The sequence below is a fragment of the Undibacterium sp. 5I2 genome (assembly GCF_035019605.1).
Lineage (GTDB): Bacteria > Pseudomonadota > Gammaproteobacteria > Burkholderiales > Burkholderiaceae_D > Undibacterium.
In genome coordinates, this window is the sequence record NZ_JASJVS010000031.1 from 1 (window position 1) to 16,907 (window position 16,907).

The following is a 16,907-nucleotide window of genomic DNA, read 5'->3' on the forward strand; positions in this document are numbered from 1 at the left end:
CACTTATTCACCCGATTCCTCGCGCCAAGCATGCGAACAATTTGAATGAAAAATTACCACAAAGACAAAGTCTTGTAATTTTTTGCAAATAAATTCCATCTTTTTTTCAAAAAATGTAAATTTCTACGCCAAAAAATTTCAGACCGCGCATAAAACCATTTCTCTATATTACCTGTCAATAGCTTCAAAGCACCATTTCCCTGAAAAACAACAAGCTGTATTCTGCCAAATATTTTACGCGAAAGGAAATGCTGTGTTTTGTGCTTTGCAGCAATTAATTGGTGCACTTTCTCTCTATGACAAACTATTTATTTAATTATTTGCCTACAAGCGCGATGTGACGAATAAAATTCACTTCAACGCGAAATACCAGCATCAAGCCAGCATAAAACTTGCAAAAATTGTGCCAGTTTTTCTCACGCTTTTAATGCGTCACAACAAATAAAAAAACCTTGCACGCCATTCCAACGGGAATTCCCTGTTCAGTTTATCGCAAAGCGCACAGATTCGGTGCAAGAGAAAATGATAAATAATTTTTACAGGCATAGGCAAATCTATCGATCTTACGCTAAGGTTACGGCGTTTCCATCGCGCACCAAGGCAAAGCCGGTACGGTGCGCCATCCGGACGACACCGATCACCGTAGTAAGAGGAACATCTGATGATTTTTAGCTTCACGGCGGCATCTTCTGCCCGCCACCATTGCCGTCGCCTCATGGCGAGCGCGGCCCTGTTGTTGGCTGCCCTGGCAAACGGAGCGGCGAGTGCCGCCAGCGCGCCAGCAACGCCCGCTACGAGCAAGGAATTGCGCACGGTCTTCATCGCCACCGAAACCGGCTTTGATCCCGCCGTCACCCGCGACATCTATTCCAACGCCATCATCGAAGCCGTGTTTGACCGGCTGTATGGCTATGATTACCTGGCCAGCCCAGCCAAAATCATTCCCGAGGCGGCCGCCAGTTTGCCCGAGGTATCGGCCGACGGCATGAGCTATACCATACGCTTGAAACAGCATATCGTGTTTGCCGACGACCCGGCGTTTCAGGGTAAGACCCGCGAACTGACGGTGAATGACTTTGTGTATTCATTCAAGCGCCTGATGGATCCACGTATCGCCTCGCCGCACCAATGGCTGCTGGAAGGGAAAATCGTCGGCCTCGATGCGCTGGCCGAACAAGCTAAAAAAAGCGGCAAATTTGATTACGATGCCAAGGTGCCCGGCTTCGAAGTACTCGATCGCTACACGCTGCGGCTACACCTAACCCGGCCCGATTACAATTTGCCCATGATACTGGCGTATACCGCGGCCTCGGCGGTAGCGCGCGAAGTGATCGAGCAATATCGGGATTTGCAAGGCCAAGCGATGGCTAACCCAGTTGGCACCGGCCCGTATCAATTGGACGAATGGGTACGCGGCGCGAAAATCGTGCTCGCAGCAAGTAAAACTTATCGCGAGGAATACTGGCATTTCACCGGCAACGGCACGGCGGTCGACCAAAAGATCATCGCCGCCATGGAAAACAAGCGCATCCCGCAAATTGACCGTATCGTGATCAATATCATCGTCGAAGCGCAATCGCGCTTGCTGGCCTTTCAACAAGATCAAATCGACTTGTTCGAATTAAGCTCCGGGCTCTCGCCTCAAGTGATCCGCAACAACCGCCTCAAACCAGAATTGGCTGCCAAGGGCGTGCAACTCTCGCACGTCATTCAGCCGGAATTGGTGACGCAATATTGGAATATGCGCGACCCGGTGGTGGGTGGCTTAGCCAAAGAAAAAATCGCGCTGCGCCGCGCGATTGCCATGGCCTATGACGTCGAGGAAGAAATTCATGTGATCGCCCATGACCAAGCCGTCGCTTTGCAATATCCGATACCACCGGGCGTGGTCGGTCACGATCCCGATTACGTCAGCAGTATTCAATATGATTTACCGGCGGCCAATGCCCTGCTCGATCGCTTCGGCTATCGGCTCGGTGCCGATGGCTTTCGTCGTCTGCCCAACGGTGCGCCGCTGACCATCACCTACACGTCCACGCCCGACTCCAGCGGTTATGTGCAAGCTGAATTCTGGAAAAAAACCTATGACAAACTGAAAATCCGCATGAAATCGGATTTCCGGCCCTTTGCCGAAATTTTGAAAGCCGAAAAAAATTGCCAGCTTACTCAGCGCAACGCCCCATGGTTAGCCGACTATCCGGACGCCGATAATTTCATGCAATTGTTTTACAGTAAAAATATCTATATGAATAACAACGGCTGCGTCGCGATTCCAGCTTACGATCGCTTATATGAACAAAGTCAAAAGCTGCCGGCCGGTGCCGCACGCGACCGGCTTTATCATAAAATGGCACGCATCATGGAAGTGTATTCGGCCCAGCGCATCACGGCCGTTCCGTATACCAATTACCTGCTGCAAGCGCGCGTGATCGGTTACAAGAAACACCCTATCATGCATACCGAATGGCGCTACCTTGACATCGATCCCAAACAATAACCCGGACTCAGCACCTCTATGAGCACTTATATCCTGCGTCGCCTGTGGCAGATGGCACCGACCCTGCTCGGCGTGATCCTGCTGGTATTTTTCTTATTCAACTGGGTAGGCGGCGATCCGGCCTACCTGTTGGCTGGAAAAATGTCCAACCCCGAACAAATCGCCAATATCCGCACACAACTCGGCATTGACCAGCCGTATTACGTGCAATTATGGATTTTCATCAAGCAAATTGTGACTTTCGACTTCGGCAACAGTTGGAGCACCGGCGAAGCCGTCTCCGCCATCCTCAAGAGTCGGCTCGGCCCTTCGTTGACGGTGCTGGTGCCGCTGACCCTACTTGAAAGTGTGCTTGCCATCGCCTTGGCTTTGAGTATCGCGTTTCGGCGTGGCTCATTTTCCGACCGTGCCGTGATGATCGCCTGCACCATCGGCATGTCGGTCAGCATCCTGGTCTACATCATCGTCGGCCAATATGTGTTCGCCTTTCAACTGGGCTGGTTTCCAGTACAGGGCTGGAGCAATCATTTTGTCACCAACTTGTTCAAGTACGCGGCCCTGCCGATACTGATCGCGCTGATGGTCAGTGTGGCACCGAATCTGCGTTTATTCCGCAGTTTTATTCTCGATGAAGTCAATCAGGACTATGTGCGCACCGCGCGCGCCAAAGGGGTGCCGGAATGGCGCGTAAAGTGGCTGCATGTGCTGCGCAATGCCGCCATACCCATCGTCACGCACATCATGTCGAATCTGCCGGCGCTGTTGATCGGCGCGTTTCTGATCGAACGCTTCTTTTCGATTCCCGGCATCGGCCGTGAAGTCATTCTGGCAGTTGAGCGCAGTGATTTCCCGGTGATCAAAGCGATCACCGTCTACGTCGCCGCTGCCACCATGTTTTTCAATCTGCTTACCGATCTGCTCTACCAAGCACTCGATCCGCGCATACAATTAAAATAAGGATCGCTCATGATTTCTGCTCCAACGCATACTTCGCCGGGCCTGTGGGCGCTGGCCGCGCGCCGTCTGCGCGCCGACAAAGTAGCCATGGCGGCGCTGACCGTCGTGCTCGCCTTCTTACTGCTCATCAGTTGCTCGGCCTGCGGCTGGCTGGCCGCCGACTGGGAACAAGAAGTCGGCCTCAGCTACGCGCCACCCGGCTTCATCGGTGCCGATGCCGAAGAAACCGGCGCCAGCGCGCCTACCATCGCGCCGGCGGCGGCCAGCAGTATCGAAGACAATGACATCATCGACCCGCTGGCAGTCGAGCTGCGCGAGATCCGCGCCAAGTTGGCACAGGCCGGTAAAGCGACCGTTCTTGAACGGGCAGCCACCCTGCCCTTCGGGGCCGACCGCTGGGGCCACGACATCCTCAAGAAAACCATCAAAGGAGCAGAAACTTCCATCGTCGTCGGCCTCGTCGCCGCCTTTCTGGCCACTCTGCTCGGCACCGTCTTCGGTGCCTTGGCCGGCTATTTCGGCGGCCGCATCGATGATTTTTTCAACTGGTTTTACAGCATTTTCACTGCCATCCCCTATCTGTTACTGATCCTCTCTGTGGCCGCGGTGCTGCAGCAAAAAGGCGTCGGCACCATCGTCCTCATCCTCGCCCTGACTGGCTGGACCGGGCCATTTCGCTTGATGCGCGCCGAATACATGAAACACAAGAACCGCGAATACATCTGGGCGGCCGATGCCATCGGTGCCAGCCATTGGCGCAAAATGGCCTGGCAGATTTTTCCGAATGTCAGCCACGTCGCCCTGGTACAAGTTTCGATACTGGTAGTCGGCTTCATCAAATCGGAAGTGATACTGAGCTTTCTCGGCTTCGGCGTGCCGGTCGGAACGGTTTCCTGGGGCAGCATGCTCAATGAAGCCCAGAATGAATTGATACTTGGAAAGTGGTGGCAACTGACTGCCGCCACCGTCGCCATGGCGGTGTTGGTAACTGCCTTCTCCTTGTTTACCGATGCCTTGCGCGATGCGCTCGACCCCAAGTTAAAGTAAGGAAATCACGATGTCATCCATCGCTACATCGCCGGCATTGCTGGAAGTCGAGAATCTGCAAATCGCTTTTCGCATCAACAAACACGACTATGCCGACACCGTCAAAGGCATTTCGTTTCAGATTCCGTATAACAGCACGGTGGCCTTGGTCGGAGAATCAGGCAGCGGCAAATCGGTCAGCTCGCTGGCCATCATGGGTTTGCTGCCGCCCGACAGTGCCCGTATCGGCAGCGCCAGTGCGATCCGCTTTGAAGGACGCAGCCTGTTGGAATTGAGTCTCGATCAACGGCGTCAACTGTGTGGCAAAGATATTGCCATGATTTTCCAAGAGCCTATGAGTTCGCTCAATCCAGTCTTCACGGTCGGCTACCAGATTGGCGAAGTATTACGCCTGCACATGGGCATGACAGCGCGCCAGGCGCGCGCGCGCGCCATCGCGCTGCTGGAAGAAGTCGGCATTCCCGAGCCCGCCGCCAAGGTCGATGCCTATCCGAGCCAACTTTCGGGCGGCCAACAGCAACGCGTGATGATTGCCATGGCCATCGCTTGCGAACCGAAACTGTTGATCGCCGATGAGCCAACCACGGCGCTCGATGTGACGATACAAAAACAAATCATCGAACTCATCAATGCCCTGCGCATCAAACTGCGCATGTCCGTGCTGTTCATTACCCACGATCTGGCCTTGGTCGGCGAAATTGCCGACCAGGTGATCGTCATGCGTCATGGTGAAATTCGCGAAGCCGGCAGCGTCGACCAGATTTTCTTGCGGCCGCAAGATAGCTACACCCAAGCACTGCTGCATTGCCGACCAAGCTTGGACCAGCGCCCATGGCGCTTGCCGGTGATTGCCGATTTCCTCACGCAAGGCGGCGCGACTACGCTCGCACAACAGCGTCAGCGCGGCCTCGACGGCAGCGAAGCCATCGTGCTCGAGGTAAAGCATTTGAGTAAAAGTTTTTACACTCCCAGCGGCTGGTTCGGCAAAACCGAATTCAAGGCGGTCGATGATGTCTCATTCAAACTGGCACGTGGTAAAACTTTGGGCGTGGTCGGTGAATCGGGTTCGGGCAAAACCACGGTCGGCCTGTGCCTGATGCGTTTGCATGCGGCCAGCCAGGGCCAAGCCTTATTCGACGGGAGAGATATTCTGGCCATGTCGAAAGCAGAATTTTTGCCTTACAAACGGCGCATCCAAATCATTTTTCAAAATCCCTATGCCTCGCTCAACCCGCGCTACACAGTAGGGCAGATACTGACCGAACCGATGCAGATCCATCAAATCGGTGCCGATCGCCAGGCCCGCGAGTACCTCGCGGCGCAATTACTCGATAAAGTCGGCTTGCCGGTCGCCGCCATCGGCCGCTATCCGCATGAATTTTCCGGCGGCCAGCGCCAGCGCATCGCGATTGCACGCTGCCTGAGCATGCAACCGGAAGTCTTGATTTGCGACGAATCAGTATCGGCACTCGATGTCTCGGTACAAGCCCAAGTACTCAATCTGCTGCAAGATTTGCAGGAAGAATTCGGCCTGTCGTATATCTTCATTTCGCACGATCTGGCCGTGGTCAAATACATCGCCGATCAAGTCATGGTGATGCAACAAGGGAAAGTCGTCGAATTGGCGAATTCCGACACCTTGTATCAACAACCGCAGCAAGCCTACACGCGCAATTTACTCAATGCGATTCCGCGCGGGTATGGCGCGCACCGTATCGCCGCAGCTGCTTGATCAGGGAGATGAATATGGATGCCATCAAAAAACTGTTTCGCGAACTCATGCCGGCAGTGGAATTCTGCTCGCTGCGCTTAGTCGATGAAAATCACGAAGAATTGCTGGTACGCCAAAACGTCCTGCAACCACTCCATAGCAAGCGTAGTCGTGGTGCCATGCTCAGTGTGATACATCGCGGTGGCTACGGCTATGCCGCCACCAGCGATCTGTCGCGCAGCGGCTTGGGCGCGGCACTGCGGCGCGCCTGCGACTGGGCCAGCCAAAGCGCGGCACGTGGCGTCACCGATTTCAGCACCCTGCCGCAATCATCGGCACAAGGACGGTACCAAGGCCCGAGCGCCAGCGGCCTTGGTCGGCGCGACTTGATCGCACTGTTACAGCAAGAAAGCCAAGCTTGCCGGATCGATGCGCGCATCGTCGATTGGCAGGCTGCCATCGCCCGCACCAGCAGTCGGCAAATGCTGTGCAACAGCGCCGGTGCCGATCTCGAGCAAAGTTTCGACTACCTCATTCCCAGTCTGTCGGTCAGCGCGCATCACGACGGCGACACCCAAACCCGCAGCCTCGGCGGCCAATACAATGGCTTTTGCCAGCAAGGTGGCAGCGAAATTTTATCTGCTGCCGGCTTGTATGGGGCCGGCGCGCGCGTGGCCAGCGAAGCCTTAGCCCTGCTGGCGGCACCGAACTGCCCGAGCGGCGTGATGGATTTGCTGCTGATGCCAGAGCAGATGATGTTGCAAATACACGAATCGATCGGTCATCCGCTGGAACTCGACCGCATCCTCGGCGACGAACGCAATTTCGCCGGTACCAGCTTCGTCACGGCCGATATGTTTGGACATTTTCAATATGGCTCGGCACTGCTCAATGTCACGCATGACCCCTCGCGCGCCGAACAATTCGCCAGCTATCACTGGGATGACGAAGGCCACCCAGCCGAAAAAACCTGGCTCATCCGCGCTGGCGTACTCGAGCGCCCACTCGGCAGTGCCTTGTCGGCCGCACGCAGCGGCTTGCCTGGTCTGGCGAATGCCCGCGCCTGCGACTGGAACCGCCCACCGATCGACCGCATGGCGAACCTGAACATCGAAGCCGGCAGCAGCACGCTGCAAGAAATGATCGCCGCCGTCGAATATGGCGTGCTGATGAACACCAATGTCTCGTGGTCTATCGATGATTCGCGCAATAAATTTCAATTCGGCTGCGAATACGGACAATTGATCAAACACGGCGAACTACAAGGCTGGCTGAAGAACCCGAATTACCGCGGCATTTCCGACAGCTTTTGGCGCTCGCTGAAAATGGTCGGCGACGCCACCACCTGCGCCGTCATGGGCACGCCCTACTGCGGCAAGGGCGAACCGGCACAAGTAATCCGCGTCGGCCATGCCGCTCCGGCCTGCCTGTTTGAACAAGTCGAAGTTTTCGGAGGTGATGCCTGATGCAAGAATTTTTTTACCAACTCGCCGACTACGTGCAAACCCAACTGCAAGACGAGGAACAAAGCACCTGCTATTTGTCGGCCGAGAGCAGCGACTTCGTGCGCTTCAACCACAGCACCATCCGCCAACCCGGTCATGTGCAACAAATTGTTTTACGTCTGCAATTGCTGCGCGGCAGTTGCCATAGCAGCCGCAGTATCAATCTCAGTGGCAATACTGAGACTGACCTGCCCCTGCTCGATGACTGTCTGCTGCAATTACGCAGCGAGTTGCCCGATCTGCCAGCCGACCCGCATTGGCTCAGCACCAGCAGCGTCAGCCACAGCAGCACGGTGCAAGACAGCGCACTGCCGAGCGCCGCCGAACTGGTCGCCCAGATTCTGGCTGCTGCTGCCGGCCTCGACCTGGTCGGCTTGCTCAGCTATGGCAGCATTTGCCGCGGCTTTGCGAATTGCGCCGGACAGCGAAACTGGTATCAAACGAAAAATTTTAATTTCGACTGGAGCCTGTTTCATGCCGGAGACAAGGCCATCAAGTCCAATTACGCCGGCATGCAATGGGATCAACAGCAATTTTTGCAAAAATTCGCACTATCAAAACAACAACTGCTGTTATTGGCGCGCCCGGCCATCAGCATCACGCCGGGCGACTACCGGGTGTATCTGACGCCAACCGCACTCAATGAATTGCTAGGCATGCTGAACTGGCGCGGGCTGTCGGAAAAAGCCCTGCGCACCCAACAAAGCTGCCTGCAACGGCTGCACAGTGGCGCGGTAGCGCTCAATCCGGCGCTGCATCTGTGGGAAGACAAGCAACTCGGCATCGCCCCGAGCTTTCAAGAACAGGGCTTCATCAAGCCACCGCAGATCGCCCTCATCCGTGCCGGACAGTTGTGCGGCAGTATGGTGTCGCCGCGCAGCGCTAAAGAATACGGCATCGCCGATAACGGCGCCGACTCGGAAGAAAGCTGCCACTCATTGCGCATGCAGGGCGGCGAACTAGACATGGAGCAAGCTCTGGCCGCACTCGGTACCGGTATCTACATCAGCAACCTCTGGTATTTGAATTTTTCCGATCGCGCCAGTTGTCGCATCACCGGCATGACCCGCTTTGCCTGCTTCTGGGTTGAAGATGGCGTGATTCGCGCACCACTCAATGTGATGCGCTTCGATGACTCACTCTACCGCTTGCTGGGCGATGAATTATTGGCGCTGACAACCCAAACCGAACTCATCATGGATGACCAATCCTACGGCGAACGACGCACCGGCGGTGCGCAGTTACCGGGGGCCTTGTTGAAGGCGATGCGTTTCGTGTTGTAACATTCGCGCTTAACCACTACAATTCCGACCTGTTGTGATGAACGCGCTGAATTTCGCCTCGCACAACAATTTTCAGGAGTTTCCTGAAACCAAACATTCTATTCTGCCGATCCGTGCACCACAGCGCTGACGGCAAGGAAAGACGATTTTATCTGGAGTCAATATGGCATTTCTGCAAGGCAAAAAAATTCTGATCACCGGTTTGCTGTCCAACCGCTCCATCGCTTATGGCATTGCCCAGGCATGCAAACGCGAAGGCGCAGAACTGGCTTTCACCTATGTCGGCGAACGTTTCAAAGACCGGATCACTGATTTCGCGGCAGAATTCGACAGCAAACTGGTGTTTGACTGTGATGTTGCCAGCGACGAGCAAATCGATGCGGTCTTCACCGATCTCGCCAAGCATTGGGACAAACTCGATGGTTTGGTGCATGCGATCGGCTTTGCGCCACGCGAAGCCATCGCCGGCGAATTCCTCGATGGTTTTTCACGCGAAGCCTTCCGCATCGCGCATGATATCTCGGCTTACAGCTTCCCAGCTATGGCCAAAGCGGCCCTGCCTTTGCTGCATGAAAACTCGGCCCTGCTGACCCTGTCTTACCTCGGTGCCATTCGCGCCATTCCGCATTACAACACCATGGGCTTGGCGAAAGCGTCGTTGGAAGCCTCGGTACGCTATTTGGCGGAAAACCTCGGTAAAAAAGGCATACGCGTCAATGGTATCTCGGCCGGCCCGATCAAAACTTTGGCTGCCAGCGGCATCAAAGATTTCGGTAAATTGCTTGGCTTCGTTGCCGCGCATGCACCCTTGCGTCGCAATGTGACCATCGAAGACGTCGGCAACACCGCCGCCTTCCTGCTCTCGCCACTGGCCAACGGCATCACCGGCGAAATTACCTATGTCGATGGCGGTTTTTCGCATGTCATGGGTTTGAACGCCGAATCCTACGCGTAATCGCATGGGCGTCTGCTGCCGACATCAGTGGCAGCAGACTCAGCTTATGGCCACGGCTGGCTTGTTTCTGACGATCAGCGGACTGAAAGCCTTGGCCGAAATCGCAATCCTCTCGCCGACCTGCAAATTTTGCACTTCATCGGCGGCGGCGATGATTTCAACGATATCCGCACCGACCAGCAGCGACAAAATAAATACCACCTCTTCGCGCCGTACCGCCAGCACTTGCGCCTGCAATAATAATTGCCCCTGCATACGCTGCTGCAAAAACATCTCTGACGGACTGCCACTGCGCGCCACCGTGCCGTTTTCCAGCAGAAAAACTTGTTGCGCCAACTTAAACACTTCACCGACATCATGACTGACAAACAAGGTAGTCAAACCGAATTCGCGTTGCAGTTGTATCAATTCATCCTGTAATTGCGCACGCATGGCGGAATCGAGCGCCGTCAAGGCTTCATCGAGCAGCAACACGCGCGCCTGACTGCCAATCACACGCCCGAGCGCGCGCGCCAAGGCCACGCGCTGCTTTTGCCCGCCCGATAATTGCGCCGGCAAGCGCTCACGCAAGGCTGCTAAACCGCTCAACTCCAGCAAACGTTGGCATACCTGTTCCTGCCCCGCTGGCAAGGCATACGCGACCTGCTGCGCCACGTTCAAATTTGGAAACAAGGCATAATCCTGAAACACCAAACCGAGCGCACGCTGTTGCGGCGGCAAATTGATGCCACGCGCACTGTCATACCAACACTGACCATCAACCGTGATGCACCCGCTGTCGGGTGCGGTTAAACCGGCCAACATGCGCAAGAGCGTGGTTTTACCAGCTCCCGAGACCCCGAACAAGGCCGCACAGGCACCGGCCGCAAGCTCAAATTGCACATCGAGGCGCAGCGCCCCCTGACTGCTTTGCAAAGACTTTTGGCAATCGAATGTAATCATGGCCACATCCGCGCAGCAAGGCTGCGGCGATTGAGTAAATACACGCCCAATAAAATACTGAAACTGAGCACCAACAGCACGGCCGCATAGGTATGGGCAGCGGCATAATTGAGGCTCTCCACCTCATCATAAATCGCCAGCGAAGCGACCTTGCTCACACCGGGAATATTTCCGCCTATCATCAACACCACACCGAACTCGCCGACCGTATGCGCGAAGCTCAACACCACCCCGGTCAACACAGCCGGTTTGATATTGGGTAACAAAATACGCCACAAGGTGTAGAAATCGGATTTACCCAAACTGCGCGAGGCTTCGAGTAAAGACGCTGGTAAATTTTGCAAACCGGCTTGCAGCGGTTGCACCATAAACGGCAAACTGAAGATCAGTGAACCGAGCACCAAACCGGAAAAACTGAACACCAACTTCAGATGCAAATACTGCTCCAGCCAGTGCCCGAAAGCGTGCTGCGGACTCAAAGCCAGCAACAAATAAAATCCCAATACCGAAGGCGGCAGCACCAGCGGCATGCTGACCAGCGTTTCCCACAAGGGTTTCAGGCGGCTTTGCGACGAAGCCAAAAAATAAGCCAGCGCTATACCGATTGGCAACAGCAACGCTGTCGTCAAGGCCGCCAGACGAAAACTCAGCCACAACGGTGCCGTATCGATGCCGCCTATCATGCCACCACTCCATCATTAGCCGAGCCAGCCATAATACTCATCTCGTTCGCCTTCACCAGCCCCTCGAGTGCATCACCGACTTGCAGTTGCAAATTCTTGGCCGAGCGCGTGGTGATGACGGAACTGATCGTCACGCCGGCGAGATCATCCAGCAGCACGAGCACGCGCGTCAATAGCTGTCCCCATTCGATCTCGACTATGCGGCCGGGCAAGCGATTACGCAGGCTGATTTGCCCCTGTAAATTCTTGGCCAAGGCCACTTCGGTTTCCTTGAACAGCATCTGTACCGGCTGCGCCGCCTGCCAAGTCGCCAATTGCTGCGCGCTGCCCAGCAAGGTCGCCGTCAATTGCAGTGCACCCACGGCGACATCGACGATGGCGACAGTACCATGCGCCTCGACCGCCAAAATTGTTCCGTGCAAACAATTCATGGCAGCAAATAACCGTAACGCTGCAAAATCGCCCGTGCTTTGGCCGAATACATGAAGTCATAAAACTGCTGCGCCGCTTGCGCATGATGTTGTCGACCATAATTAAGCAACACCGCCCCCTGCGCAATCGGTTCATACGCAGACTTCGGCATCTCTACCCAACTGCCATGGCCCTGCATCTGCGGCGACAGCACCACCGACTTGGCGGTGAAACCGAGATCGACCAAGCCCGAGTCGATATATTGATTGGTTTGCGAAATACTTTCACCAAACACCAGTTTGCTCTGTACAGCAGCATCCAGACCCAAGGTTTTCAGCATTTTCATGGCTTCGCGACCGTAAGGTGCAGTCTTGGGGTTAGCCAGCGCAATGCGCGTGATCGCGGCACTGCTCAGTAATTGCTGCCACTGCTGCCAATCGCGGCTTTTACTGCTCCACAACACCAGCGCACCGCTGGCATACACCTTCGGGGCTGCCGTGGTAAAGCCATCTCGATACAATTTTTCGGGAAATTCCATATCGGCCGACAAGAATACATCGAAGGGCGCACCATTACTGATCTGCGCCACAAACTTACCCGAAGAATTGAACACCCCCTGTGCCTCGTGCCCGGTTTCCTGTTTGAAGGCCGCCTTCAAGTCATCGAAGACATACTGTACATTCGCCGCCACCGCCACCGAAATCGTCTCGGCAGCGGCCGGTAGTGTCACTGTCATACAAAACAGCAGACTGAACAATTTGTTGCGCATTCTTTATCCTATGGTTAACACACTTCATTGCTGCATCGTATCAGTCTCATCCACATTACTCAAATAAAACCAAGTGCGGCCACTTGCACATTTACTTGCTGCATGCTTTACACTTTCACCTGCCGCCCCATGGGCTTTACTCAAACGATCCAACCACACCATGCGCACCAACCATTACCGCCGTCGTTTCACCTGTTTGGCATGCAGTTGTTTGCTCCTCCTTGGCCACGCCCATGCCAGCGCGGCCGATTGCGCCGCGCCTTGGCCGGAATGGGAACAATTCAAACATCAGATGATCAGCGTCGACGGCCGCGTCACCGATCGCAAAGAAGCGCAGCAAACCACCGTTTCCGAAGCCCAAGTCTACGGCATGTTTTTCGCCCTCGTCGCCAACGACCGCAGCAGCTTCGACACCCTGCTAACTTGGACCGAAAATAATCTGGCCGGTGGCGATCTGACGGTACGCTTACCGGCTTGGCAATGGGGCCAGCGCCCCGATCAAAGCTGGGGCATACTCGATGACAACAGCGCCAGCGATGCCGACCTGTGGCTCGCCTACCTGCTCGAACAAGCCGGCCGCCATTGGCAAACGCCGCGCTACCGCGCGCTCGGCCGCTTGCTTGCGGCGCGCATACTGAAAGAAGAAAGCGCCGAACTGCCCGGCTTAGGTCTGGCCTTACTGCCGGCACCGCGCGGCTTTGCTTATGCAGCCGCCAATTCGCCGACCAGTTGGAAACTCAATGCCAGCTACCTGCCGCTGCAAGTCTTGCGTGGCCTCGAAACTGCCCACAAAGACGCGCGTTGGGGCCAATTGGCCCATTCTGCCTTCGCGATTACTGTCGGCTCCGCGCCCAAAGGCTATGCGGCCGATTGGATACGCTACAGCGCCGCCAGCGGCTTCAGCATTGACAGCGATGGTGCCGAGCAAGGGCGCGGCGGCTACAACGCCATTCGCGTCTACCTGTGGACCGGCATGCTGGCCGATACGGTGCCGGAACGCGCCGCCCTGCTCAAAGCCCTCGCTCCGATGGCGACCCTGACCGAACAACTGGGCTACCCGCCCGAATACGTGCGCATCGATAATGGCATCACAACGGGCAGCGCTGGCAGTGGCTTTTCGGCGGCATTACTACCGTTTTTCCAAGCCAGCCGCGCCCACAAAGCCTTCGATCACCAGCAACAAAGGCTGCAAGCACGCCCACCGCAAGCCTACTATGACCGCGTGCTGAGCCTGTTTGCCGGCGGCTGGCTGGAACGGCGCTATACGTTTGATGCCAACGGCAGCTTGCGGCTGAACAGTACTTGTAAGCCGTGAGCAGCAGAGAATGCTCGCGAACGTGTGCAAATAAATAAGCAGACAACTTATCTCGCTCACACTAAAATAGTTTACATCAAGGGATAAGCATAGCGGCCCCTCAGGGAAAATACCATGACTCCCCAACGCAAAGTCCAACTCGCCACCGCCTTCGTCATCGTGTGCTGGGCCTATTCCCCGATAGGCATACGCAGCGGCTTGCAAGCCTATGCGCCGGGCAGCCTGGCGTTGCTGCGCTTCCTGATCGCTTCGCTGTTCATGCTCGGCATCGCGCTCTGGCGTGGCATCGCCTTGCCGGCGCGGCGCGATATCCCACTGCTGCTGCTGCTCGGGGCCTTCGCCGTCAGCTTCCATCATCTCGCCCTCAATCTCGGTCAGCGTCATGTCAGCGTCGGTGCCGCCAGCATTTTGGCGCAATCGACGCCTATCTTCAGCGCCCTGATTGCCCGTTTTTTCTTGGGTGAAGCGGTCAGCCGCTGGCGTTGGGGCTGTATCGGCGTGGCCATGGCCGGTGCCGCGTTGGTGGCGCTGAGCGACCGCAGCGCTGCCGCACCCCACTACGGCTATGCCGCACTGATACTTGGGGCGGCCGTATCATGGAGCATTTATTTCAGCCTGCAAAAACGCTACGGTCAACGCTACAGCGACTTGACTATGGTGTGCTACACCATTTGGAGCGGCACCTTGTTGCTATGCGCTTATCTACCGGGGCTGGCCGTGCAAATCGCTGCCGCACCGCTGCGCGTCAACATGGCCGTGCTGCTACTGGGACTATTCCCGAGTGCGCTGGCCTACTTGGCCTGGGCCTATGTGCTGCAACACTGTCAACTGAGCCGCGCCGCCGCCGCCCTCTATCTGGTGCCGCCGACGGCCATCCTGATGGCCGCCGCGCTGTGGGGCGAGCTCCCGAGCTGGCCGGTATTGCTCGGTGGCGCGCTGATCATCGCTGCGCTGTTTGGGCTACAGCGCGGGCAACAAGCCTGATAGCGCCGAGTAAGTATTGCGGCCAACTCAAAAACTTGTGCAAGTTTGGTCGAAATCATGTATCATTCCGTTTTTGCACTGCAATATAAAGCAAATAAAACCTGTAGCATCGCAAGCCTGTGCTCATCAGCCTCTGATGGAGCATGTAAAAGCCCTCCCGCCCTGCATGTCTGGTATTACGAAGACATCATCCCGGCGCAAAGCTTTTGTGCCGAAATCTCATTGTCGTCCGTTGTTGGATTTTCTGTGTTCATTTCGTTTGGTTGGCGCTGCATTGTTGCGCGCGTTACGTTTGCATCGCGCTAAATCTTTACGAAAGAATTCCATGAGTTTCGAAGCACTAGGCCTCCACGTTAACCTCATCCGTGCACTGACTGACTCCGGCTATACCAAGCCGACATCGGTGCAAGAGCAGGCGATTCCTGCCGCGATTGCAGGTCGTGACCTGATGGTCTCCTCCCAGACCGGCTCGGGCAAAACTGCCGCATTCATGCTGCCAGCCTTGCACAAATTGATCGCCGCCGAAGTTGTCGAATACGACAACAGCAAAACCCCTAACCAAGAACGTCAATCGGCCCGCTCACGCGGCGACCGTCCACGTTTCATCGCTGCAAAACCAAAAATGTTGGTCTTGACACCAACCCGTGAATTGGCTTTACAAGTCACGACTGCCACCGAAAAATACAGCGCCTATTCGCGCCGTATCAAGGCCGTCTCGATTTTGGGTGGCATGCCTTATCCTAAGCAAATGCAATTGCTGGCACGCAATCCGGAAATTCTGGTTGCCACACCAGGTCGTTTGATCGACCACATGGAATCGGGCAAAATCGATTTCTCCGAACTCGAAATGCTGGTACTTGACGAAGCCGATCGCATGCTCGACATGGGTTTCATCGACGATATCGAAAAAATCGTCGCCGCTACCCCACCGACCCGTCAAACCATGCTGTTCTCGGCGACACTCGACGGCGTCGTCGGCAATATGGCCAAGCGCATCACGAACGACCCAATGGTCGTACAGATCGCCGGTTCCGCCAGCAAGCATGAAAATATCGAACAAAAAGTGCATTTCGTCGACGATTTGTCGCACAAAAATCGCCTGCTCGATCATTTGCTGCGCGATGTCTCGCTCGATCAAGCCGTGGTCTTCACCGCCACCAAACGTGATGCCGATACCATCGCTGATCGCCTCAACATCGCCGGTTTCGCCGCTGCTGCATTGCATGGCGACATGCACCAAGGCGCGCGTAACCGTACCCTCGACGGCCTGCGTCGCGGTCAAATCCGTGTTTTGGTAGCCACCGACGTTGCTGCCCGCGGCATCGACGTACCTGGCATCACCCACGTATTCAACTACGATTTGCCGAAATTCCCAGAAGATTACGTCCACCGCATCGGCCGTACTGGCCGCGCCGGTCGCAAAGGTTTGGCGATTTCCCTGGTCAACCACGCCGAAGGCATGCACGTCAAACGTATCGAACGCTTTACCAAGCAATTGATACCAGTCGATGTCATCGAAGGTTTCGAACCAAAGAAAACTGCCTCGGCACCGCGCTCTGCAGCACGCAAGCCAGGTAACTGGAAACCAGGCGACAACCGCAAACCGGCCGGTGCTGGTTTCGGCGCCAACAAACCAGCGCAACGTTCGTTCAGCAAACCGGCCGGCAGCAGCAATGCCGCACCGCGTAAAGAAGGCAGCGGCGGCTACAAAGGTACGCGTAGCACCGAAGGCAGTGCACGTCGCTCGTTTGGCGACTACAACTGATCGTCTTCAGCATATAAGCAACATTATCAAAAAGCGAACACTGCGGTGTTCGCTTTTTTTTATTCCAAGGCGCTGCAGCGTAT

At 55.7% G+C, this 16,907-nt stretch carries 14 protein-coding genes; 10 read left to right on the plus strand and 4 right to left on the minus strand.

Annotation, left to right across the window (positions count from 1 at the left end; all coding sequences use genetic code 11):
• The first annotated feature begins 661 nt into the window (after window positions 1–661).
• The 7 genes from QN359_RS11990 (at window position 662) to fabI (ending at window position 9,955) form a co-directional block, all read left to right on the plus strand.
• Complete coding sequence (locus tag QN359_RS11990; RefSeq protein WP_322247747.1) at window positions 662–2,497, plus strand: ABC transporter substrate-binding protein; 1,836 nt, start codon at window positions 662–664, stop codon at window positions 2,495–2,497.
• Window positions 2,498–2,515: 18 nt separating this feature from the next.
• Window positions 2,516–3,454 carry an ABC transporter permease gene (locus tag QN359_RS11995; RefSeq protein ID WP_322247746.1) on the plus strand — a complete coding sequence of 313 codons (939 nt, stop codon included), beginning with the start codon at window positions 2,516–2,518 and terminating at the stop codon, window positions 3,452–3,454.
• Window positions 3,455–3,463: 9 nt separating this feature from the next.
• Window positions 3,464–4,501, plus strand: a complete 1,038-nt coding sequence (locus QN359_RS12000) for an ABC transporter permease (protein WP_322247745.1) — start codon at window positions 3,464–3,466, stop codon at window positions 4,499–4,501.
• Window positions 4,502–4,511: 10 nt separating this feature from the next.
• Complete coding sequence (locus tag QN359_RS12005; protein ID WP_322247744.1) at window positions 4,512–6,233, plus strand: ABC transporter ATP-binding protein; 1,722 nt, start codon at window positions 4,512–4,514, stop codon at window positions 6,231–6,233.
• Between the two features lie 14 nt (window positions 6,234–6,247).
• Entirely contained in the window at window positions 6,248–7,678 is a 1,431-nt protein-coding gene (locus tag QN359_RS12010; RefSeq protein ID WP_322247743.1) for a TldD/PmbA family protein, read from the plus strand.
• On the plus strand, window positions 7,678–9,000 hold the full coding sequence (locus tag QN359_RS12015) for a metallopeptidase TldD-related protein (protein ID WP_322247742.1): 1,323 nt from the start codon (window positions 7,678–7,680) through the stop codon (window positions 8,998–9,000). Before QN359_RS12010 ends, QN359_RS12015 begins: the two co-directional genes overlap by 1 nt.
• A 163-nt stretch (window positions 9,001–9,163) precedes the next feature.
• Window positions 9,164–9,955: an enoyl-ACP reductase FabI gene (fabI, locus tag QN359_RS12020; RefSeq protein ID WP_322247741.1), complete on the plus strand. Its 792-nt coding sequence runs from the start codon at window positions 9,164–9,166 to the stop codon at window positions 9,953–9,955.
• 39 nt (window positions 9,956–9,994) lie between these two features.
• On the opposite strand, the gene QN359_RS12025 is transcribed toward fabI, so the two are convergent.
• The 4 genes from QN359_RS12025 to modA are packed head-to-tail and all read right to left on the minus strand — an operon-like array spanning window position 9,995 to window position 12,760.
• Window positions 9,995–10,897 (minus strand): ABC transporter ATP-binding protein, encoded by a 903-nt coding sequence (locus QN359_RS12025; RefSeq protein WP_322247740.1) that lies wholly within the window; start codon window positions 10,895–10,897, stop codon window positions 9,995–9,997.
• Window positions 10,894–11,580, minus strand: coding sequence for a molybdate ABC transporter permease subunit (gene modB / locus QN359_RS12030; protein WP_322247739.1), 687 nt, complete (start codon window positions 11,578–11,580; stop codon window positions 10,894–10,896). The genes QN359_RS12025 and modB overlap by 4 nt, the downstream gene beginning before the upstream one ends.
• Complete coding sequence (locus QN359_RS12035) at window positions 11,577–12,011, minus strand: TOBE domain-containing protein (protein WP_322247738.1); 435 nt, start codon at window positions 12,009–12,011, stop codon at window positions 11,577–11,579. Before QN359_RS12035 ends, modB begins: the two co-directional genes overlap by 4 nt.
• Entirely contained in the window at window positions 12,008–12,760 is a 753-nt protein-coding gene (gene modA, locus QN359_RS12040; protein WP_322247737.1) for a molybdate ABC transporter substrate-binding protein, read from the minus strand. Before modA ends, QN359_RS12035 begins: the two co-directional genes overlap by 4 nt.
• Window positions 12,761–12,920: 160 nt before the next feature.
• On the opposite strand from modA, the gene bcsZ reads away from it, so the two are divergent.
• From bcsZ to QN359_RS12055, 3 genes are all read left to right on the plus strand, one after another.
• Complete coding sequence (gene bcsZ, locus QN359_RS12045; RefSeq protein WP_322247736.1) at window positions 12,921–14,075, plus strand: cellulose synthase complex periplasmic endoglucanase BcsZ; 1,155 nt, start codon at window positions 12,921–12,923, stop codon at window positions 14,073–14,075.
• A gap of 114 nt (window positions 14,076–14,189) precedes the next feature.
• A complete protein-coding gene (locus QN359_RS12050) occupies window positions 14,190–15,059 on the plus strand; it encodes a DMT family transporter (RefSeq protein WP_322247735.1) in 870 nt (289 codons plus the stop codon).
• A gap of 325 nt (window positions 15,060–15,384) precedes the next feature.
• Window positions 15,385–16,824 carry a DEAD/DEAH box helicase gene (locus QN359_RS12055; protein WP_322247734.1) on the plus strand — a complete coding sequence of 480 codons (1,440 nt, stop codon included), beginning with the start codon at window positions 15,385–15,387 and terminating at the stop codon, window positions 16,822–16,824.
• Window positions 16,825–16,907: the final 83 nt, after the last annotated feature.